Origin of the sequence: Pedobacter sp. Leaf216, from assembly GCF_001421515.1 — a bacterium.
Lineage (GTDB): Bacteria > Bacteroidota > Bacteroidia > Sphingobacteriales > Sphingobacteriaceae > Pedobacter.
On the sequence record NZ_LMKM01000034.1, the window covers coordinates 158,617 to 181,408 of the forward strand.

The 22,792-nt window shown below is 37.4% G+C and carries 21 protein-coding genes; 19 read left to right on the forward strand and 2 right to left on the reverse strand.

Features of this window, described 5'->3' with window-relative positions:
• Positions 1 to 42: 42 nt before the first annotated feature.
• From gmk to ASE74_RS20475, 5 genes are all read left to right on the forward strand, one after another.
• Positions 43 to 612: a guanylate kinase gene (gene gmk, locus ASE74_RS20455; RefSeq protein WP_055913226.1), complete on the forward strand. Its 570-nt coding sequence runs from the start codon at positions 43 to 45 to the stop codon at positions 610 to 612.
• Between the two features lie 69 nt (positions 613 to 681).
• Positions 682 to 1,050 carry a four helix bundle protein gene (locus tag ASE74_RS20460; RefSeq protein ID WP_055913229.1) on the forward strand — a complete coding sequence of 123 codons (369 nt, stop codon included), beginning with the start codon at positions 682 to 684 and terminating at the stop codon, positions 1,048 to 1,050.
• A 33-nt stretch (positions 1,051 to 1,083) separates the two neighbouring features.
• On the forward strand, positions 1,084 to 1,677 hold the full coding sequence (gene nadD / locus ASE74_RS20465; protein WP_055913232.1) for a nicotinate (nicotinamide) nucleotide adenylyltransferase: 594 nt from the start codon (positions 1,084 to 1,086) through the stop codon (positions 1,675 to 1,677).
• A 95-nt stretch (positions 1,678 to 1,772) separates the two neighbouring features.
• Positions 1,773 to 3,506, forward strand: a complete 1,734-nt coding sequence (locus tag ASE74_RS20470) for a glycoside hydrolase family 3 protein (RefSeq protein ID WP_055913235.1) — start codon at positions 1,773 to 1,775, stop codon at positions 3,504 to 3,506.
• Positions 3,507 to 3,703: 197 nt separating this feature from the next.
• Positions 3,704 to 3,913, forward strand: a complete 210-nt coding sequence (locus ASE74_RS20475) for a hypothetical protein (protein WP_055913238.1) — start codon at positions 3,704 to 3,706, stop codon at positions 3,911 to 3,913.
• A gap of 61 nt (positions 3,914 to 3,974) precedes the next feature.
• On the opposite strand, the gene ASE74_RS20480 is transcribed toward ASE74_RS20475, so the two are convergent.
• Positions 3,975 to 4,508 (reverse strand): thioredoxin family protein, encoded by a 534-nt coding sequence (locus ASE74_RS20480; protein ID WP_055913241.1) that lies wholly within the window; start codon positions 4,506 to 4,508, stop codon positions 3,975 to 3,977.
• Positions 4,509 to 4,650: 142 nt separating this feature from the next.
• Here ASE74_RS20480 and ASE74_RS20485 point away from each other — a divergent pair, with 142 nt between their 5' ends.
• The 12 genes from ASE74_RS20485 (at position 4,651) to ASE74_RS20545 (ending at position 20,118) form a co-directional block, all read left to right on the forward strand.
• The gene (locus ASE74_RS20485) at positions 4,651 to 5,304 is read left to right on the forward strand and encodes a TatD family hydrolase (RefSeq protein WP_055913244.1); all 654 of its coding nucleotides are present in this window, start codon (positions 4,651 to 4,653) and stop codon (positions 5,302 to 5,304) included.
• Between the two features lie 131 nt (positions 5,305 to 5,435).
• The gene (locus ASE74_RS20490) at positions 5,436 to 6,125 is read left to right on the forward strand and encodes a PDDEXK nuclease domain-containing protein (protein ID WP_235526180.1); all 690 of its coding nucleotides are present in this window, start codon (positions 5,436 to 5,438) and stop codon (positions 6,123 to 6,125) included.
• Between the two features lie 133 nt (positions 6,126 to 6,258).
• Positions 6,259 to 7,053, forward strand: a complete 795-nt coding sequence (locus ASE74_RS20495; protein ID WP_055913247.1) for a ThiF family adenylyltransferase — start codon at positions 6,259 to 6,261, stop codon at positions 7,051 to 7,053.
• A gap of 259 nt (positions 7,054 to 7,312) precedes the next feature.
• Complete coding sequence (locus ASE74_RS20500; protein ID WP_200912338.1) at positions 7,313 to 7,735, forward strand: endonuclease domain-containing protein; 423 nt, start codon at positions 7,313 to 7,315, stop codon at positions 7,733 to 7,735.
• 79 nt (positions 7,736 to 7,814) lie between these two features.
• Entirely contained in the window at positions 7,815 to 11,033 is a 3,219-nt protein-coding gene (locus tag ASE74_RS20505; protein WP_082458875.1) for an exodeoxyribonuclease V subunit beta, read from the forward strand.
• A gap of 7 nt (positions 11,034 to 11,040) precedes the next feature.
• Entirely contained in the window at positions 11,041 to 13,896 is a 2,856-nt protein-coding gene (locus ASE74_RS20510; RefSeq protein WP_055913366.1) for a PD-(D/E)XK nuclease family protein, read from the forward strand.
• A gap of 385 nt (positions 13,897 to 14,281) precedes the next feature.
• A complete protein-coding gene (locus tag ASE74_RS20520) occupies positions 14,282 to 14,839 on the forward strand; it encodes a GNAT family N-acetyltransferase (RefSeq protein WP_055913256.1) in 558 nt (185 codons plus the stop codon).
• 24 nt (positions 14,840 to 14,863) lie between these two features.
• Entirely contained in the window at positions 14,864 to 15,220 is a 357-nt protein-coding gene (locus tag ASE74_RS20525) for a VOC family protein (RefSeq protein WP_055913260.1), read from the forward strand.
• A 196-nt stretch (positions 15,221 to 15,416) separates the two neighbouring features.
• The gene (locus tag ASE74_RS20530; RefSeq protein ID WP_055913263.1) at positions 15,417 to 16,403 is read left to right on the forward strand and encodes a pyruvate dehydrogenase complex E1 component subunit beta; all 987 of its coding nucleotides are present in this window, start codon (positions 15,417 to 15,419) and stop codon (positions 16,401 to 16,403) included.
• Between the two features lie 320 nt (positions 16,404 to 16,723).
• A complete protein-coding gene (locus tag ASE74_RS20535; protein WP_055913266.1) occupies positions 16,724 to 17,299 on the forward strand; it encodes a pentapeptide repeat-containing protein in 576 nt (191 codons plus the stop codon).
• Between the two features lie 33 nt (positions 17,300 to 17,332).
• A complete protein-coding gene (locus ASE74_RS20540) occupies positions 17,333 to 17,701 on the forward strand; it encodes an iron chaperone (protein WP_055913269.1) in 369 nt (122 codons plus the stop codon).
• A 125-nt stretch (positions 17,702 to 17,826) separates the two neighbouring features.
• Complete coding sequence (locus ASE74_RS20545; RefSeq protein ID WP_055913272.1) at positions 17,827 to 20,118, forward strand: Tex family protein; 2,292 nt, start codon at positions 17,827 to 17,829, stop codon at positions 20,116 to 20,118.
• Between the two features lie 90 nt (positions 20,119 to 20,208).
• Here the strand turns inward: ASE74_RS20545 and ASE74_RS20550 are convergent, their stop codons facing one another.
• Complete coding sequence (locus tag ASE74_RS20550; protein WP_055913274.1) at positions 20,209 to 21,297, reverse strand: mechanosensitive ion channel family protein; 1,089 nt, start codon at positions 21,295 to 21,297, stop codon at positions 20,209 to 20,211.
• 143 nt (positions 21,298 to 21,440) lie between these two features.
• Between ASE74_RS20550 and pnuC the strand changes: the two genes are divergently transcribed.
• On the forward strand, positions 21,441 to 22,103 hold the full coding sequence (gene pnuC, locus ASE74_RS20555) for a nicotinamide riboside transporter PnuC (RefSeq protein WP_055913278.1): 663 nt from the start codon (positions 21,441 to 21,443) through the stop codon (positions 22,101 to 22,103).
• A gap of 244 nt (positions 22,104 to 22,347) precedes the next feature.
• Complete coding sequence (rplM, locus tag ASE74_RS20560; RefSeq protein WP_010602007.1) at positions 22,348 to 22,791, forward strand: 50S ribosomal protein L13; 444 nt, start codon at positions 22,348 to 22,350, stop codon at positions 22,789 to 22,791.
• Position 22,792: the final 1 nt, after the last annotated feature.

The following is a 22,792-nucleotide window of genomic DNA, read 5'->3' on the forward strand; positions in this document are numbered from 1 at the left end:
AAGCTGCTTTGGTCTTTTAGCTTTTTGCTTTCAGCTTACAAAATGAAACAAGGCAAATTAATCATATTTTCGGCACCATCAGGAGCAGGTAAAACAACTATAGTACATCATTTATTAACGAAATTTCCTGAGCTGAGCTTTTCTATTTCTGCAACAACACGCGAACTAAGAGGTGCCGAAACACATGAAAACGATTACTATTTTATCAGTAAGGAAGAATTTTTACACAAAGTTGCCCGTCAGGAGTTTGTAGAGTTTGAGGAAGTTTACAACGGAACTTTTTATGGCACCTTACGCTCAGAAATCGAGCGCATCTGGAACGATGGCAAACACGTAATCTTCGATATTGATGTGGAAGGTGGTATCCGTTTAAAAAGAAAATATGAAGATGATGCTCTGGCAATTTTTGTTCAGCCACCATCGTTGGATGTATTAAAAGAACGTTTAAGCGGAAGAGGAACAGATAGTGCAGAGAAATTGCAGGAACGTTTTATTAAAGCTGAAAAAGAATTACTCTACGCAGATAAGTTTGATGTAATTTTAAAAAATTATGATCTGGCTACTGCCTGTGCAGAAGCGGAGCAATTGGTGGGAGATTTCTTAAAAAGTTAGCAGTTGAAAGCTTTCAATTTTCAGTTTATGTAGTATAAATACTTTTCCAATAAAATACGAGATTAGTTTATGGGCGATTTTCCTGATTTATTGGTTTATAAAAAGTCATTTGAGTTGGCAATGAATATTTTCGAACTCAGTAAATCCTTTCCAAAAGGTGAGATGTACGCGCTAACTGATCAAATCAGAAGATCTTCACGGTCTACAAATATTTGTTTTATTGAAGCTTATAGAAAACGAAGATATAGAGCTCATTTCATCAGTAAGCTTTCGGATAGCGACATGGAGAATAGCGAGACCAAAGGTTGGTTAAAGTTTGCATTAGCGTGTAAATATATTGATCAAGAGCGATATGAAGATTTAACATCACAAAGCGACGAGGTTGGAAAATTGTTAAATCATATGATAAATAATCCAGAAAAATACGGTGTTACTTAACTGTTTCATTTTTTAAATATATCGAACTGAAAAATGTCAACTGAAAACTATAAACCAAAGACTGGTCTTTTCTTCGGTTCATATAACCCTATCCATACCGGGCATTTAGTGATTGCAAATTATATGGCTAACCATACCGGGCTTGATGAAGTGTGGCTGGTGGTTTCGCCCCATAACCCATTAAAGGATAAAAGCGGCTTAACCAATATGTACGACCGTTTGGAAATGGCCAAACTTGCCACTGAAAATGCCGAACATATCAGGGTGAGTGATATCGAATTTGCATTGCCTCAGCCATCGTATACCATCGATACTTTAACCTACCTCCACGAAAAATACCCTGAAAAGGAATTTGTGCTGATTATGGGAGCCGATAACCTGGTATCATTCAAAAAATGGAAAAATTACGAGGTATTGCTAAAAAACTATCAAATTTTTGTTTATCCACGGCCTGGCGCAAATACCAGCGAATGGGAGCACCATCCATCCATTACTTTTACGCAAACCCCGTTGATGGAAATTTCATCAACCTTTATCCGCAAAGCAATTAAAGAAAAGAAAAATGTACAGTTTTTTCTGCCAGATAAGGTTATCGATTTCATTGACGGGAAGGGAATGTACAAATAGCACTGCATTAAAAATTTATGTTTAAGCCATCGGGGTTTACAACATATTGTATTAAATCAATTACTTGGATTGGTTTTTGTTTAATTCGGCTTTAGATGATTAATTTAGCAGCTGATACAACAAAACTCGTGAGAAAAAATTTTTTTATACTGATTGCCCTTTGCGGTACTGCATTTTCTGCAAGCGCACAACAAAAAACCTACTTAGAGCTATTGGCCAACCAACCAAAATGGGTGGATTCTGTTTTTAATAAACTTAACCGGAGAGAACGTATTGCGCAAATGTTTTTTGTGCGGGCCCATACTAACCTGGGTAAAAAATACACCGATTCGGTTGGTCAGGTGATCAAAAAAGAACAATTAGGTGGCGTTATCTTTTTTCAGGGAGGTCCTGGGCGGCAGGTTTTGGCAACTAATGCCTATCAAAAATTAAGTCGTGTTCCTTTAATTGTAGCGAATGATGGTGAATGGGGCCTTGGCATGCGTTTAGATAGCACTATTTCTTATCCTTATCAAATGACGTTGGGCGCAATTCAAAATAAAGAGTTGCTGTACAAAATGGGGCTTGAAGTAGCCAAAGATTATAAACGCATGGGGATGCAGATGAATTTGGCGCCTGATGCGGATATTAATAATAACCCAAAAAATCCGGTAATCAACTACCGGTCTTTTGGAGAGAACAAATACAATGTGGCTACAAAAGTGGCTGCCTATATGAAAGGTATGCAGGATGGCGGTTTATTAACCACCCTGAAGCACTTCCCTGGTCATGGTGATACCGATGTGGATTCTCATTACGATTTGCCACAGCTTACTTTTTCTGCTACCCGATTGGATACATTAGAAATGTATCCATTTAAAGAACTTATTAAACAAGGTGCATCAGGTGTGATGATTGCACACATGAATATCCCTTCGCTGGATAAAACCCCAAATTTGCCATCAACCCTTTCAAAACCTATTGTTACTGGCATTTTAAAGCAAAAATTAGGCTTTAAAGGCTTAATTATTTCAGATGCAATGGACATGAAGGGTGTGGTGAAATATTTTAAAGATGGTGAGGCTGATTTAATGGGTATAATTGCTGGTAATGATATTATAGAATTATCAGAAAACAGCGACAGAGCGATTAAGCTGGTGCGTAAAGCGGTTAGACAAGACCGTGTTAGTATGGCTGAAATAGACCAAAGTGTGCGCAAAATACTGACTGCAAAATACTGGGCAGGTTTAGCCAAAAGGGATACTATTGTTACCCAGGGTGTTGTGGCCGCCGTAAACCGCAATGCCAGCAATGCTTTGGTGCAGGAACTTGCCAATGCATCGGTTACCTTGCTGAAGGGTAAAGATTATATTAAACGGCTTATTCCGATCAGAAGAACAGCCATTATCAGTATCGGTGTACCTTCTGTAACCACTTTCCAGAAAGAAATTTCGAAAGGTTATTATAACTCGGTATATTATGTTTTGGATAAAGATGCAAGTGCTACGCAGATATCGAACATTGCCCGAGAAATCGGTGCTTTTGATCAGGTAATTGTAGGAATCCACGACAGCAGGTCAAGACCAGCCAATAACATGCCGCTAAATGCAGGGGTAAAAAACTTTATTAAAGAATTATCAGCTAAAAATGCAGTTTTTGCGCTATTTGCCAACCCTTACAATCTTGCTGGCTTAGCTGGTTTAGAAAATAGCAAAGGTTTGGTTGTTGCTTATCAAAAAGAAGATTATATGCAGATTTCAGCTGCTGCTGTAATCAATAACAGATTGGTACCAACAGGAAAATTACCTGTGGGTGTGGCTCCGTTTTATAAATTTGGAGATGGTATGTAGATTAATCCCTAAGATACCAGGTACGCAAAGAATTAATGCCGGATGATTGAATGATCCGGCATTTTTATTATATATTTTATCCACTGAAATAGAGCCTAAGGGGGATTAATCAATCTATCCCTTTAGTATTTCAATTTTTACCTTTCTTTAAAACAATTTCATCCTCAAAACGATTATCTATACTAAAACTTAATGTTATGATAGATCCAGAAGACGACAATTATTCGAACGATCCGAATGATGCACTACGCAGAGAGGATGAGGTAGACAATATTAACGAAATTAGTGGCGATGATATCAACATAGAACATGATAAATATTTGCTGGAACAAGCCGATGAGGCATCAAGAGCTTCTTATGAATTAAATCTTGATGATAAATTGGAAGATGATGAGCTAAACGATTAAAAAGAAAGCCGTTCTGATTTGCATCCGAACGGCTTTTATCATTTGATATCTACAATAAAGCTTATTTGGCTTTTGCTTTGTAAGTTTCTGGGTTAACTGCAGTTGTTGTCCATCCTTTTAAAAATGAAGTAATTTTCTTTACGTCATGCCCTACTTTCTTTTTACCATTTGCAGCTACTTCTTCAGTTTCTAAGTATGAAGAATTTTCGATATGCAATACTTTGCCTTTACCATCTAAAATTAAAAATACCGGGAAACCAAAACGTTGAGGATAACCTAAACTGGCTAAAACAGCCTCGTTTTTATTTTCAGGGCTATAATTTACCAAAACGGTTTCGAAGTTATCATTAATGTAATTTTTCAGGGTTGCTGTGCTGTCAACCAGGTTGTGAAATGCGATACACCAGCTGCACCAGTTGCCACCAACCTGCAACAAAACATGCTTATTTTCTTTGGCTGCTTTTGAAACCGCCGCCGCAATTTCTGCTTTAGCATCTGCCTGTGGGTTATAAATATGAACGCCTTCTTTTTTCGCCTGACTAAAAGCTGCAGTCGAAATCAACACGGCTGTTAATAAAATGATTAATCTTTTCATGTTTTTTTGAAATAATAAACAAAAGTAATAAAGTCTAGTGCTTCAATAGATTATTCGCAAATTCTTTACAGAAGGTTAACAGTTTTCAGTGCCATATTTACGTTGGTTCTCCATCTTCCATTTTTCATATCTTTGTTTTGCAATGGACTTTTTAGATATACATACCCATAAAGCCGCTACTGAGCCGGGGGTAACCAGCATTCAAAGTTTATCGTTAACCAGCGATATCTTTTTAGCCATGCCTAAAACAAAGCCAATTTCAGTAGGTTTACATCCATGGTTTGCCAAGGTTGATCAGTTGGCACTTCAAATGAAATATTTAACTGTGGTAGCCAATCAATTAAATGTTAAACAGATTGGAGAGTGCGGTTTAGATCGGTTGAGGGGCGAAAAGTTGGAGAATCAGATCATAATATTGGAAAAACAGATCGAATTGGCAGAAAAACTTAATAAGCCCTTAATTTTGCATTGCGTTAAATGTTTTTCAGAGTTGATTGCACTTAAAGATCGGTTAAGTGTAAAAGTACCCATGATTATTCACGGTTTTAATAAAAACGAAGCATTCGGGAGACAATTATTGTCGAAAGGATTTTTACTTTCTTTCGGTACAGCCGCATTAAAAGAGAATTCTGGTGCTTCTAAACTCATTCAAAGTACCGATAGCTTTTTTTTGGAAACAGATGATGCTGATGTTTCAATTAAAGACATTTACAGTGCCGCTGCGATTTTAAAAAAATGTACAGTTGATGAACTTAAAGCTCGTATTTTTACCGACTGGAAAAGGTTAAGTGTATAAAATTTAATAAGCCCCTTACTAAACTAACATTTTTAGTAATTTAGCATTAAATCTTATGGCCTTAAAATAGTAAATATATTTCCTTATAACACAATTACAGAGATCAATACCACTCCTCGAACTAAATATTAATGCAATTAAAAAAAGAGCTAATACAACAAATACAATCCATCATTACATCTTCAAAAGAACGGGCAATACGTTCTGTTGATACGGAGAGAATGCTGATGTATTGGCAAATTGGTAAGGTTATTTTTGAGGAAGAACAGAATGGCAGAAATAGGGCTAATTATGGCGAATATCTTATAAAATCGATCTCTGATGAATTTCAACCACAATTTGGAACAGGATTTTCTATTCGCCAATTAGAACGGAACAGGCAATTTTACCGCACTTTTCCAATTGCGTCTGCACTGCGGACGCAATTCAGCTGGACGCATTATAAAATCTTGATCAGCATTGATAATCAAGACAAAAAAGATTTTTACATCGCAGAAACTGAAAAAAATAATTGGTCGGCAAGACAATTGGAAAGACAGGTAAATAGTCAACTGTTTGAAAGGTTGCTCTTAAGTAACGATATTGAATCTGTTTTGGCTATAGCTAGAGCAGAAAAACAGCCTTCTGAACCAACTCAGATTATCAAAGACCCAATGGTATTAGAATTTTTGGGTCTAAAAAGAGAAACAGCATATTATGAAAAGGATTTAGAATCCGCCATTATTACCCACCTGCAAGATTTTTTGTTAGAAATAGGAAATGGTTTCTCTTTTGTGGCAAGACAAAAACGAATACACATTGAAGGAGAGATGATGCAGTAGTAAAAATATCTCTGCCTGAAAATAATAAAACAATTATTGCAAGTAAATATCAACTTTATCTACCTACTGAACAGCAATTAATGGATGAGATGAAGAAAGAAATTGAAAAATTAGGGAATTTATAAAATTTAACATGTCTGATACTACCTGGCTTTCACGCTCTGCCCTACTTGTGGGAAACGACGGAATTGATAAACTTCAATCTAAACACGTTCTAGTGATCGGTTTAGGTGGCGTAGGTTCTTTTGCGGCCGAATTTATCTGCCGCTCAGGAATCGGAGAAATGACGATAGTTGATGGCGATGTTGTTGATCCAACCAACCGCAACAGGCAACTGCCAGCTTTGGCAACCAATCATGGCGTGAGCAAAGCAGCAATTATGGAAGAACGTTTATTGGCTATAAATCCTGAATTAAAACTCCACGTAGTAAATACTTTTCTAACGCCCGAGAAATGCAGGGAAATTTTAGAATCAGAATTCGATTACATTATGGATTGCATTGATAGTGTAATGCCAAAAATCACCTTACTCAGCACCGCTTTAGAAAAAAATATACCAATTGTGAGCTCAATGGGCGCAGGTGGTAAAATGGATCCGACTAGATTAAGAATTACACTGTTGCCTGATACTTATCAATGCGTGTTTGCCAGTTATGTACGCAAAAGATTAAATAAACTTGCCAATGCCAGCAAAATCAAAACTGTGTTCTCAACAGAAGAGATGGACAAAAATTCAATGATTATGACCGATGGAAGCAATTTTAAACGTTCGGCCTATGGTACAGTTTCTTATTTACCAGCAGCATTCGGCGGCGCTTGTGCATCTGTGGTAATACGCGATTTGCTTGGCCTTCCGATTGAAATGGCCGAACGCCCGGCAAGAATCAGTCATAAAACACTAAATAAACGGAAAAGTAAGAAAGCCTGATCCCGATAAATTGTTGATATTATGACTTCGGGAAAAATTTAAATTGTTGTAAGTTAGGGTAAAATAATAATTCACGAACTACAGCAATAAACGCTAGCGAATTGTATTGACCACCCCGCTCTGCGAGCACCCCTCCAAAGGAGGGGAATGAACCAAAGCCAAAAAAATGCGAAGAAAAACTAACACTCCTGCCAATTTAGGCATCCAGCATTCCCCTCTACCAGAGGGGTGTCCGAAGGACGGGGTGTTAAAAAGCACTTTGCAAAAAGATATAGCAATCAATGGAACAATATTAAAGCTAACACCAATAGCCGATTTACCTTACCAACCCCGATTAAAAGAAAGAGCAAAATTACTACGGCAGGCTGGTAATTTATCAGAAGTTCTTTTTTGGATGCAGGTAACAAAAAAACGTTTTCACAAAATAGATTTTGATAGGCAACGTATTATAGGCAATTATATAGTCGATTTTTACGTTAAAAAACTTGGTTTAGTAATAGAAATTGATGGTTCTAGCCATGATGAAAAACAGGATTATGATAAAAAAAGAGAAGATTATCTAATCTCGTTGGGGCTAAAGGTATATCGGATTACTGTTGAGGATGTGATGAACAATATGGAATTTGTAATTGTTGGATTGGAAGAGTATATCACTAAAGCATATAGAATTAATCATCCTTAATTATATATAAACGTCATAATAATAATTAAAACACCCGCTCTGCGAGCATACCTCCAAAGGAGGAAATTAGGAAATAAATATGCCCCAACCCCTTAAAATTCTTCAGGCCTCTGCAGGTTCCGGTAAAACATTCAGTCTTACCGCACATTACCTTACCCTGCTTTTTAGTGGAGAAAATAAATACCGTGAAATTTTAGCAGTAACTTTTACCAATAAAGCTACTGAAGAAATGAAAACCAGAATCCTGGAGGTTCTGCTTGGACTGGCAAAAGGTAATCCTTCGCAAAAGATAGAGGACTACAGAAAATTGATTTTAACAGCTTATCCGGTACTAAGTGCACAGGAACTACAATTTAAAGCAGATAAAATTTACCGTAAAATCCTGCACGATTACAGCCGCTTCTCGGTGAGTACCATTGATGGTTTTGTGCAAAAGGTAATCCGTGGTTTTGCTTTCGAGCTTGGCCTCAATGCCGATTATAATTTGGAAATGAATTATGATAAAGTTAAGGATGACCTTGTAAATAAACTAGATGAAGCTTTAGACCATAATAAACAGCTTTTACAATGGATTATTGATCTGGCTATCGAACGCATCAGTGATAACAAGAGCTGGAATTATAAATTCGAACTTTATAATCTGATCGGAGAGATATTTTCTGAGCGGTTTCAGATTTTCGAAGATGCGGTAAGTACACTTGGATTGGAAAACGTTGATGAACTTTTTAAAAAATACATCAGTGTTACCAAATCAGAAATTAAAAACTTCGAAGATGAATTGATTGCTCTGGCAACCGAAGCCAATGAAGCATTAAATGTAATCGGTGTAGAAACAGAACACCTGAAAGGAAAATCGCGAAGTGCACTTGCCAAAATTATTTTGGTTGCAAGGGGCGATTTTTCTAAGATAGAACCTCTTTTCAATTTAATCGATCAACCTGAGGAATGGTTTCAAAAAAACGTAAGTTTTCCAGAGGCATATGATACAGTTAATCCAATACTTCAAAAATTAAAAACGCATTATTTAACACATTTACCAAATTACAGTTTGGCGGTTGCTTTTAACAAAAACCTTTATTATTTAAGGTTAATGCAGGAAATCGCAGTCTTACTGAAAGAATACCGGGCCGAAAATGATAATCTACTCATCAGCGATGCCCAAAAACTGATTTCCGGAATTACCGAAGATGCAGGCGATAATCCTTCATTCATCTGGGAAAAAGTAGGCAACCGTTACCGCAATTTCTTATTTGATGAATTTCAGGATACCTCTACCAGCCAGTGGGGAAGTTTTAAATCGCTTTTAACAAATGCGATGGCTACCCCCAGTCAGGATTTGATTGATCACCTTATAGTTGGCGATACCAAACAATCGATTTACCGATGGCGCAATGGCGACTGGAATATCCTCCACAAACATGCTAAACTTGATGTTGGTGCAGAAAATGTATTAGAAGAAAGTTTGGAAGAAAACTACAGAAGTGCCGAGAACGTCATTACTTTTAACAATTTTCTTTACAAAGCGATCCCCCTTACTTTGCAGAATGAGTTGAATGAAAACCTTTCCACCAAACCTGAAAGTATTTCCAAATGGTGGCAAGACCAACATTACCAACAAATTATTACAGACATTTACAGTGGCTCGACTCAAAATTTTGCCACCAACACTTTGAAGGGCGGAACCATCAAAATTAAAAAATTTGGAAAAGACCACGCGCCTAATGAAGCCCGTTTTACTGAAACCGTTTTCAGGGATATCGCTTTGGATGATCTTGTTGAAGAAATAAAATACCTCAAAGATGAGCAGCAGTATGCGCTAAAAGATATCGCTATATTGGTACGCTCCAATAGTGAGGCCTTATTAACAGTTAAAAAATTAATGGGCCATAACTTACCTGTTTTATCGGGCGATGCGCTATTGATCTCCAACAATTCAGCAATACAGCTTATCATTAATACTTTAAAAGTACTGATCGGTTTAGAAACCCAAACTGCACTTTATAAAGCCAATTGCATTGCGCTGTATCATTCATTACATGATAAAGAGATTGATGCCAATTATTACTTGAATCTTAATAGCAAGCCTTTACATACACTCACTTCAGTTTTACCAGTAGCATTATGCGAAAACTGGCAAAGTTGGTTACAGCTCCCTCTGCCTGAGCTGGTAGAAATTTTAATCGAAAATTATGGTTTAAAAAGCTTAACCGCTAATCTCCCATACCTGTTGGCTTTTAGAGACCTGACCGCATCGGCAGGAAAACTTGGCGAAAAAGGTATCATATCTTTTTTGACCTGGTGGGAAGAAGACGGTATCAAAAAATCGCTACCCTCTCCAGAAGGTGCAGATGCCATACAAATCATTACCATACATAAATCTAAAGGACTCGCTTTCAGGGCAGTATTCGTCCCTTTTTGCAACTGGGAAATTAAAGGTAAACCGAATGGCACTTTTTGGGTATCTTCTGAAGAAACCGTTTATAAAGAACTAAAAGGCATTCCCCTTAAATACAATGAGGCCTTAGCCGATTCGGCAATTGCAAAAGCCTATTACGAAGAGCTGTTGTACAATAATATGGATGCCTTAAACATGCTGTATGTGGCAACTACCCGCGCTAAAGATTATTTGTACATCGCCACGATGGCAAAAAAAGAATTAAAGCTCTCCAATATGGGCGATGTGATAAATTTTACTTTTGATGAGCAGTTTGATGAAAACGGAGTTTACGAAATTGTTGATTACGTAAACACTGAAAATAAAGTTGAAGAATCAAATTTCATTAACTTAAAATCTTATCCAACCACTACCCGTTTATCAGAACTTTATATTCCTTCAGAAGATAAACACCTGAAACATTTGCTCAACATCGAAAAATCAGGAAGAAAAGGTTCTTTATTACATGATATCCTGGCCAGTGCAAGCACTGAAAAAGAAGTTGATGTGTATACAACCAACCTGGTTTTACAGGGAATCATTAAAGAAGATGAAAAGCAAAAACTAATTGGTTCAGCACTTGAGGTATTGAATAATCCCGAACTTCAAGCGATTTTAGGCAAAGCAAGCGAAAGCATTGTTGAGAAAAATATCATCGATGCCAATGGTAAACTACACCGCCCCGATCGCGTTTTGATCAATGCAGATGAAGTAATCATTCTTGATTATAAATTTACTTTAGAGGAAAGCGACAAACACATCGAACAGGTAAATAGCTACAAAACATTGCTTTCAGAGATGGGCTATCAGAATATCAAAACCTATCTTTTCTACGCGGTTAAAGGCAAGTTGAAATTAGTATAATATGCAGATGAAACCATTTTTACAAGAAGTTGCCGAAGATTTAGTAACCAGATTTGGAAACCAGCTGGAAAGCTGTGCCATTGTTTTTAACAATAAACGTCCGGCAGCGTATTTGCAGAAACACTTTGCAGATATTATTGGCAAACCTTTTTTCAGTCCATCTTTTTTTACCATACAAGAATTTTTTGCCAGCTCTACCAGTTATAAAATAGCTGATTTTTACCTTCAGTTTTTCACCCTGCACCGTATCTACAACCAACTGCTCGCAGAAGAAAAACTGGAAAACATTTCGAGTCATAAGTTTTTCCCACTGGCCAAAATCATCTTAAGCGATTTTAACCAGATTGATGCCGATCTGGTTGATGCAGAAAAATTATACCGCGATTTAGAAGATATTTCAGTTATCAACAAAGACTTCGATTATTTAAGCCCTGAACAATATGAGTTTCTTTCCCAGTTCTGGACGTCCTATTCAGAAGGAAAACATAAAAAACAGCAGGAGCTTTTCATCAAAATGTGGCGTAGAATGCCCAAGCTTTACCATAAATTTCACGCAACACTTAAAAATCAGGGCTATTTAACCAACGGTTCCGTTTACCGGTACCTGGCTGATGATATTACCAACCACCAGGAATTCATTTCAAATTTTGATAAAGGCAAAATCATTTTTGTTGGTTTTAATGCTTTGAGTAGCGCGGAAGCAAAAATATTTACCCAATTACAGGAGGCAGGAAAAGCATTATTTTATTTTGATGCCGATACTTATTATTTGGATGATGTATCGCAAGAGGCAGGATTATTTTTGCGCAAAAACATCAACTTACTCGGTCTGAAGAATGAATTTGCCGAGCAGGAAAGTTTAATGAAAACCGCAGCACACCAGGTGAATGTTTTTAAAGTTCAGGGGCAATCGGCACAGGCTAAAATTTTGAACAATATTTTAGAGGATGATTATACCAATGCTGAAACTGTAGGTAAAACAGTGGTGGTTTTAGCGGATGAAAGTTTGTTGATTCCAACTTTACAGACCATCCCAACTATATTCAACGGAAAAGAAATCGATCTTAACGTTACCATGGGTTTCGCCCTCTCTACTTCCAGTATTTTCGGTCTGGTAGATTTATGGCTTACCAGTCAGCTTGAAATATTGCAACGCGATAAAGTAACCTATAGAAATGTTGAGGCTTTTTTAACGCATCCTTTAACCGGACTTACACAAAAAATGCGCGATAAAATCCTGACTGCATTACTGGAAGAAAATGAAGTGGAAATTGACCACAAAAGATTATTGCGCCAAAGTGGGTTATTTGAAACTTTTTACAGAAAGATTGATGATCCGCAGCATGTGGTAAGCAATTTACTCGACGTGCTTGATTATGTTTTAACCCGTTTATCAAATGCAAAAACGCTCAAAAAAATAGATGCCGAACTATTTGTAAAAACCATTCAGGAGTTAAACAGATTGCATGATACTTTTAGCAACCATATCGGTAAAGAGGAAATTCCTTTTGTAATTTATCTGGTTCAAAAATCGTTGCAGGCCATTGCCGTTCCGCTTTCGGGCGATCCGTTAAACGGCATTCAGGTAATGGGATTACTCGAAACCAGAAATTTAAACTTCGATAAAGTGGTGATTTTAGGTTTTAATGAAGGTATTATCCCGAAATCATCTATCGGCAACAGCTTTATTCCAGATTCAATCCGTCGCGTTTACGGCCTTCCTGTACTCGAAAATTTAGATGCCATTTCATCCTATATGGTGTACCGTCTATTACAGCGGGCCAAGAATATCAATTTTATCTATAACAGCTTAACAGATGAATCCACATCAGGAGAGGCGAGCAGAATATTAAAGCAGTTAGAGTACGAAAGTGGTTTCGAGTTTACCTACAATGAGCTTAATTTGGAGGTTAAAACTGAAGCATTTAAAGACGTAAAGATCGAAAAAACCAATAAAGCTTTTATACAGGAAACCTTACAAAAATACCTCGACAAAAAGAAAGTTCTCTCACCATCGGCACTTACGCAATATATTTCCAATCCGATAGATTTTTTCTTTAACTATATCGCAGGCATAAAAGAGCCAAAAGAAGTTAGTGCAGTTGTTGAAGCAAATGAAATAGGCTCTATTTTACACAAGGTGATGGAGTACTTTTATGAAGATTTAAGGTCAGCAGAAATTACAGCAGACCGGATTAAGGATAAACGAAAAAAAGTTCCGGCTTTAATACAAAGGGCATTTAATGCTGTGATGTTCAAAAATCCTGATAAGGTAATGGAATATAAGGGGATGCAAAAGGTAATTTTATCAATTGTAGATGCTTATGTAAACATTATTTTGAATCAGGATGAAGCACAAACCCCTTTTACCATTATAAGTCTCGAACAAAAAGTAGAAGCCGAAATCAGTTTCCCCCTAAGAGGAAAAGAAGCCAGCGTTAAAATTTTTGGTTTTATTGATCGTGTTGATGTGAAAGATGGTGTTACCAAAATAATTGATTACAAAACAGGAAGCGATAAACTCACTTTTAAGGATATCCCTGAACTATTCAATTCGGATGGGAAACATATAAATAAAGCCTTAATTCAAACTTTGTTATATACATATGCTTACGAACAATTTTCGGGCAGGACGTTTGTAGAACCAAATTTGTACGTAGTTAAAACGATGAGTGTAGATGGCGTTTGGTTTAAATCAGGAAGGCAAAATCTTTCAGGAGCATATCTGGAGGAAATTAAACCGGAATTTTTAGCTGAACTGAGGAAAAAGCTAACAGAACTTTTCGAAGCTCCCTATTTTGTGGCCAGCGCAGTTGAAGATAATTATAAGTATTCTCTATATAAAACTCTGTTTGGAAAATAGTTTCAACCACAAAGAAATAAAATAAATCGCAAAGTGCGCTAAGTGCTTAGTAAAATAACCTCAGAGGGTACAGAGTTTTTCACAGAGGTAATGGAGAAGAAAAATTGCTAAACAATTAACTCGGTGTGCTCAGTGCATTTTCCTCTGTTTTCTTTGTGGTTAAAACCGTAGCGGCTATGCTGCTTCATACACTTAATATTTATTTTCCAACAAACCCAAAAAGAATGGTTGGAGGGGATGATTTACCACAGTACTAAGAGCTGGAGTGAAAAATATCAACTTCGTGTCCTCCTTGAAAATCGCCGAATGCGCTGTGATGAAACAAAACTTTGTGTTCTTTGCGAAAAACTTTGCGTGCTTTGCGGTTAATCTCTTAAATTTAAAAATGCTAACCTTAAATTTTGCAAATTTCCCCATTCTTGAAACCGAGCGTTTAATCCTGCGCGAACATGATCTTACCGATGCCGAAGCTCTTTTTGCCATGCGCACCAATGAAACGGTAATGAAATATATAGACAGGGAGAGACCAAAAGATATTTTTGAGATCAAAGATTTTATCTCCCGCTTCAGAAACGGCTACGAAAATGGAGATAACCTTGCCTGGGTAATTGCTTTGAAAGAAAAACCACAGGAAATGATTGGCTCTGTTGGTTACTGGCGAACAGACTTTGCCAACCATAGGGCCGAAATGGGCTATATGCTTCATCCGGATTATTGGCGGAAGGGCATAATTTCCGAGGCACTAAAAAGATCAATTGCTTTTGGTTTCGATGATATGAATCTACATACCATCAGTGCAAATATCAACGTCGAAAATGATGCTTCAAGGCAGATGTTAATCAAACATGGCTTTGTAAAAGAAGCACATTTTAAACAGGATTATTATTTTAGAGGCCAGTTCCTTGACAGCGAAATCTATGGCTTGTTAAATCCCAATCACTAAATTTATATCAATAGTTATAATAAAATGCTTAAAACTGCCACACCAATACTCGCCTCATTAAATGCAGAAGAAACCATAAAATTCTATACAGAAAAATTTGGCTTTACTTTCCACAACAACTGGGATGGTTACCTTATTTTCAGTAAAGATGATATCAGCATACATCTTTGGCCAACCGATGATGAAAGTATCCCTAAAAATACTGGTTGTTATATCTATGTTACAGCAGTTGACGAACTTTATGCCGAGTATACCAACCAAGGCATAATTCATCCGAACGGAAAATTAAAAAATATGCCTTGGGGCATGCGGCAATTTTCAACTTTAGATAATAATGGCAATATTATCCATTTTGGAGAAGATATTTCGAAAAATCCTTAAGCTTTAATACAATCGGTTAATCAAAAACACAATAACCCAATATTATTTCTTCATTTACGGAATAAACAGAAAACGACTTATTAAAACAGCTAAATAATTAATCAAATTGCCTATAATTATTACAAAACATAGGCATTTTAGCCTTTGGTTTCAAAGCGATTAATAATTATATTTGCCACCGTTATTAAAATTTACAATGAGAGAAATCCAATTTAGAGAAGCACTACGCGAAGCCATGAGCGAAGAAATGCGTAAAGATGACCGCGTTTTTTTATTAGGTGAAGAAGTAGCAGAATATAACGGTGCGTACAAAGTAAGTCAGGGTATGCTTGATGAATTTGGTGCGAAACGCATTATCGATACCCCGATTGCCGAATTAGGTTTCGCAGGTATTGCAACTGGTGCCGCAACAGCAGGCCTTATTCCAATTGTGGAATTTATGACCTTTAACTTCTCATTAGTAGCTATCGATCAGATTATTAATGGTGCTGCTAAAATTTTATCAATGAGCGGTGGTCAGTTCTCATGCCCTATGGTTTTCCGCGGCCCAACAGGTAACGCAGGTCAGTTAGGTGCACAACACTCTCAAAACTTTGAAAACTGGTTTGCAAACACTCCAGGATTAAAAGTGGTGGTTCCGGCTACACCTTACGATGCAAAAGGATTATTAAAACAATCAATTATAGATCAGGATCCGGTTATTTTTATGGAATCTGAAGTAATGTATGGCGATAAAGGCGATGTTCCTGCAGAAGAATACTATATCGAATTAGGAAAGGCAAATGTAACAAAAGAAGGTACTGATGTAACCATCGTAACTTTTGGTAAAATGTTAACTCGCGTTGTAAACCCTGCTGTAGAAGAATTAACTAAAGAAGGAATTAATGTTGAAGTTATCGATTTACGTACTGTACGTCCTATAGATTACGATACCATCATCGCTTCTGTTAAGAAAACAAACCGTTTGGTTGTTGTAGAAGAGGCATGGCCTTTGGCATCTCTTTCAGGAGAGATTGCTTTCATGGTTCAAAAACATGCATTCGATTATTTAGATGCGCCAGTTTTACGTATTACCTGTGCCGATGTTCCACTTCCATACTCGCCAACTCTAATCGCTGCAAGCTTACCAAATGCTGAACGCGTGGTTAAAGCAGTAAAAGAAGTAATGTACGTTAAAAAATAAAATTGACTGTCTGCGCATAGTCGAAGACCAAAAACATATAAATCCTCCAAAGCAATTTGGGGGATTTTTTTATTTCCCCTTTTCCGTGTCCTCTGTGTTTCCTTGGTAAGTATTCGAAAATTTATGTTCAGTAATCCTTCGTCGCTATTGCGAGGAGGGGGAATGATGAGGAAATCTTTCCTTTAGAACACACCAAAAAGTATTTCCATTTCTGTCGGGTTTAGTTAACCCTATCTTTATAAGAAATACAATTCAGTTTCCTGCTCAGCGCCATAAAACCGCACTTAATTTTTATATTCGTTGTAAAATATATTCCCTATATGCCCGAAAACTACATAGCCGACCAAACATTCGAAAAAGCCGATTTTACCATACGGGCACTCCCAAAAGCAGAATACGAAAACTGTAAATTCATCAACTGCAATTTCTCCGGGTCTGATTTAAGTGGTGTGAAGTTTTTAGACTGCGAATATATTTCCTGCAATTTAAGTTTAGCAAGCCTAACCAAAACTGCTTTAATTGATGTCTGTTTTCAGGATTGCAAAATGCTGGGCTTAAGGTTCGAAAACTGCAACGATTTTGGTTTGGCATTCAGCTTTAACAACTGCAAACTGGACCATTCCTCTTTTTATAAATTAAAACTAAAGAAAACGGCTTTTAAAAATTCACAGTTGCATGAAGTCGATTTTTCTGAAAGTGATTTAGCAAACGCAACTTTTGAGAATTGCGATTTATTAAATGCTACTTTTGATAGGACTATCCTCGAAAAAGCAGATTTCAAAACAGCTTACAATTATTCCATAGATCCGGATAACAACAGGATCAAAAAAGCAAAATTTTCAAAATCAGGACTTGCAGGGTTATTGCACAAATACGATATACAGATTAGCGAATAATATTTGTAAATTCACCTTGCAAAACCATTAGATATGGATCAGCCTAAACCAGAAAATATTGATCAATATATCGCGGGTTTCCCTGCTGAAACGCAAAAGTTATTGCAAAAGGTTCGTGAAACCATCCGCCAGGCAGCACCAGATGCTAAAGAAGTAATCAGGTATGGCATGCCTGCATTCAAACAGAACAAGGTATTGGTTTACTTTGCAGAATATGCCAAGCATATTGGCTTTTACCCCACCGGATCAGGAATTGAAGCCTTTCAACATGAGTTTAACAGTTATAAATGGAGTAAAGGAGCTATTCAATTTCCTTTAAACAAGCCCTTGCCTATGGATCTCATTGCCAGGATTACCAAGTTTAAAGCAGAAAGAGATTTAAAGAAATTTAAACAGAAATGACGTAATGCAGTTAGCTTTTCCCTCAAAAACTTACTCACAAAATTCGGTGGAAAACTTCATTTTAAAAATCCAGAAATCCCGTAAATCCTCATTAGCTTTGCTTCCTTTAATTTTACCATCAGCATATGTTAACCCACCATAAAATTATTGCAGCCGAATTAAAAGTTGCAGAAAAACAAGTAACCGCCACCATAAATCTGTTAGATGAAGGTGCAACAGTACCCTTTATTTCACGTTATCGTAAAGAGGCAACAGGAAGTTTGGATGAGGTTGAGGTAGCAGCAATCCGCGATCGGGTTTTGCAGTTGCGCGATTTAGATAAACGCCGTGAAGCTATTCTGAAATCCATGACTGACCTGGGAAAGTTAACCCCCGAACTGGAAAAAAAGATCAATGAAGCCGAAACCATCTCTCTTTTAGAAGATATTTACCTGCCATATAAACCAAAACGTAAAACACGTGCATCGGTGGCAAAAGAAAAAGGACTGGAGCCTTTGGCCTTACAAATATTTGAACAAAACAATTTTGATTTAAATCTAGCGGCAGATAAATTTACAGATGCTGAAAAAGGCGTAAACTCTTTAGATGAGGCATTGGCCGGCGCAAGGGATATTATTGCTGAAATGATATCTGAAAATGTTGAAGCCCGCACCAAAATGCGTACTTACTTTCAGGAGAAAGCTGTTTTTAAATCAGAAGTAATTAAAGGAAAAGAAGAAGAAGGTATTAAATACAAAGATTACTTCGAATGGAACGAGCCTGTTAAAACAGCTGCATCTCACCGCGTATTAGCAATGCGCCGTGGCGAAAAAGAACTTATTTTACGGTTAGATGCGCTCCCGCCCGCGGAAGATGCCCTGACTATTTTGGAAAACCAATTTGTTTTAAGCAACAATGCAGCTTCGAAGCAGGTGCAACAAGCTTTGGAAGATGGTTATAAACGTTTGTTGGAACCCGCAATGGAAACTGAACTTCGTGTGTTAACCAAACAGAAGGCAGATGAAGAAGCGATCCGTGTTTTTGCAGAAAATGCACGTCAATTGTTATTGGCGGCACCAATGGGGCAAAAAAATGTGCTTGCTATCGATCCTGGTTTCCGTACGGGTTGTAAAGTAGTTTGTTTAGATAAACAAGGTCAACTTTTAGAAAACACAGCAATTTACCCGCACACCGGGCAGGGAAATGTGAAAAATGCCGAATTCACCATTCAACAACTTTGCGAAAAACACAATGTAGAAGCGATTGCCATTGGTAACGGAACAGCAGGAAGAGAAACCGAAGCCTTTGTACGTGCATTGAATTTGCCACATATTACCATTGTTATGGTTAATGAAAGTGGTGCGTCAATTTATTCCGCTTCAGAAGTGGCCAGAGAGGAATTTCCGACGCAGGATATTACCGTGCGCGGTGCCGTTTCAATCGGTCGCCGTTTAATGGATCCATTGGCAGAACTTGTAAAAATTGATCCAAAATCCATAGGTGTTGGTCAATATCAACATGATGTTGATCAGAATAAACTACAGGCGAGTTTAGATGATACTGTAATAAGTGCTGTAAATGCGGTTGGTGTAGAATTAAACACAGCCTCTAAACAAATTTTGGCTTACGTTTCGGGCCTAGGGCCAACTTTGGCACAGAATATTGTTGATTATAGAAATACCCACGGTGCTTTTAAAAACCGCGAAAGCCTTAAAAAAGTACCTCGTTTAGGCGACAAGGCTTACGAACAGGCAGCAGGGTTTTTACGCATCCGCAATGCAGAAAATGTTTTGGATACAAGCGGTGTTCACCCCGAGCGTTACACAGTGGTTGATGAAATGGCAAAGGATCTGGGCACTACCGTTTCCGCTTTAATGAAAGATACGCAACTGCAAAAGCAGATTAAACCACAGCAGTACGTAACCGATGAAATTGGCTTACCTACATTAACGGATATATTAAAAGAACTGGCAAAACCGGGCCGCGATCCACGTGAGCAATTTGAAGCCTTTAGTTTTACCGATGGCGTTAATGAAATTTCAGATTTAAGAGTAGGCATGAAACTACCGGGAATTGTAACCAACATTACCAATTTCGGTGCCTTCGTTGATATTGGCGTACACCAGGATGGCTTAGTACATACCAGCCAATTGGCGAACCGTTTTGTGGCCAATCCTAACGATGTAGTAAAAGTGCATCAAAAGGTAGAAGTTACCGTAATGGAAGTTGATCCGGCCCGTAAAAGGATTTCCTTATCAATGAAAACGGAGACCGCCCCAAAGTCGGAAGTCCGGAGTCGTGACGCTAAAGAAAATAAACCAAAGCAAGAACATAAACCCAATCAAAGCAAGCCTAATTTCAAGCCGCGCAATGAGCCTAAAGATGCTGATGGCGATCTGCAAGAGAAATTAGCAAAGCTGAAAGGAATGTTTAAATAACCATTTTCAAAAAGATCGTCATTTCGGCTGAAACGCAGTGCTAACTTTAGGTAAAGAAATCTATCCAAAATCCCTTTGTAGATTTCTCCACTAAGGCCGAAATGACGATTTATCTTCATCCTTAAACTCCAATCTTTTCTTGGGTAAGCTTTCCGGATAATTATTTTGAATAAAAGCAATCATTGCCTCTCTCACATGGCAACGCAAATCAAAAGCTCTGGAAGAATTAGCAGCACTCATTAAAAATCGCACTTCAATAGCACCGTCTTTTGTACTATCTGTTACCTGCACTACATTTACGCGTTTGTCCCAAAGCGGATCTGCATTTAAAAGCCGGGTTAATTCTTGCCGCAATGGTTCGATAGGAATGGTATAATCAAGGTATAAAAACACTGTTCCAAGTAAATCAGCAGATACACGTGTCCAGTTTTGAAAAGGTTTCTCAATAAAATAAGTAATGGGCAAAATTAAGCGTCTCTGATCCCAGATATTAACCACTACATAAGTCAACGTTATTTCTTCAACTTTCCCCCACTCCCCCTCTACAATAACAACATCATCAATTCTGATCGGTTGCGTAAAAGCAATCTGAAACCCCGCCAATAAGTTTCCTAAAGATTTTTGAGCGGCAAAACCGATGATAATTCCACCAATGCCCACACCGGTAAGCAATCCAGCCCCTATTTTTCGCATACTCTCAAAACTAAGCAGAATAATAGCCGCTGTAATTAAAATGATCAGTGATACGATAAATTTTCTAACAAATTGTAACTGTGTACGGATTTTCCGTTCCTTAAGGTTGTTTTCTTTATTTAAATCATATTTCAGATAAAAATAATCTTCCAAAACATTAATTGACCTTACCAAAATCAGTGCAAAAGTAATGGTAAGCGAAATTTCCAGCATTTTAGTCAAAGGAAGACGGTATGCGGGTGTCATTTCCATTAAGGTTAATGAAAAATTAAGCAACAATAAGGGTATGAATACGGCAATCGGCCTTCTTAAATGTTTAATTATAGACTTAATTACAATAAAATCCCACCAGCGTGAAAGTAAAAGAAAGGTTTTATGGATGATAAATTTGATTAAAATTCCTAATAATACCGCTACTAAACCTATAATCAGGTTCTTCAAAAACAAAGGGATGGGATAACCGAAAATCTGGTCGATAGATTGCATAAACGAAATTTGTGGTTAAATACACGGCGATTAGCCATTGGATATACTTATAACAGCCATTTTTTTGGATTGTTTGCTGGTAGAAAACCTACACGTAAATAAATTATTTACTTTAGCTTTTTCTAGAAGCTTAAACCGCCAGGATGGAATTTTTCGATGCGCATAGTATTTTTTTTAGGGTTCTTGGCTATAACATGAGCTACCTGGAATTTTTCGCGGTAATAACAGGAATTATTTCAGTTGTGCTTTCTGCAAAAGCAAGTGTTTGGAGCTGGCCTGCAGGTATTGTTAACGTATTCTTATCTGCTTTTTTATATTACCAAAGTCAGCTTTATCCCGATATGTTTTTGATGGTTTTCTTTTTTGTAACCAACATTTTAGGTTGGTGGCGGTGGACTAATCCCAAACCAGGAGAAGAAGATAAGAATAAGGAACTCAGCATTAGTTTTATGCCCCTAAGGCAGTTTTTAATGTTGTTGGTTATCGGTATCGCCGGCACAATAATGATGGGTATGCTTGCAAGCCGGCTACACAATTGGCTTCCATTACTATTCAATTTACCAAGCGCTTACCCGTTTATTGATTCCTTTATTTTTGTGATGAGCGTAATTACCACTTTTTTAATGATCCAGAAGAGGATAGAGTGTTGGATCATCTGGCTGATTATTGATGTTGTGGCCACCTATTTATATTTCTTAAAAGGCATAAAATTTATGGGGGTTGAGTATTTGGTTTTTACCATTATTGCTGCTTTTGCTCTATGGCATTGGATAAGGGAATACCGGAGTTATACTAAAACGGCATAAACTTCTAACAAATACAAAAATTAGCATCAAGCCGATAATAACCAAAAAATCTCTGGCTTTACTTTTCACAACCTTAAAAAGATACAGCCTCTTAGCTACTGAAATAAATTCGGCGTGACGATCGCAAGGTAAAAACGTAAAACTTTTTTCAACCAACTATTTGATAATAAAAGTATTCTATCTATCTTTGCAGTCCCAAATTTAATGGGAATAATAAATTGTTTAATAAATTAAATACAAGCAAGTGAATACGTTAAGTTACAAAACTGTCTCGGCCAATGCGAAAACTGTTAACAAACAGTGGATTGTTGTTGATGCGCAAGGCGAGATTTTGGGGCGCTTGTCATCGAAGATCGCTATGATCATCCGTGGTAAAAACAAGCCTGAGTACACCCCACACGTAGATTGCGGCGATAACGTAATTGTTATCAATGCAGACAAGGTTAAATTGACAGGAAACAAATTCAGCGAAAAGCAATATGTTTCTTATACTGGTTATCCAGGTGGTCAGCGTTTTATTTCTCCTAAGGAGTTAATGGCGAAACACCCTCAACGTGTAATCGAGAAAGCGGTACGTGGTATGTTACCGAAAACTAAATTGGGTAAAAAACTTTACACCAATCTTTTTGTGTATGCTGGTGAAACTCACCCTCATGCAGCTCAATCTCCAAAAACCATTAAACTTTAAG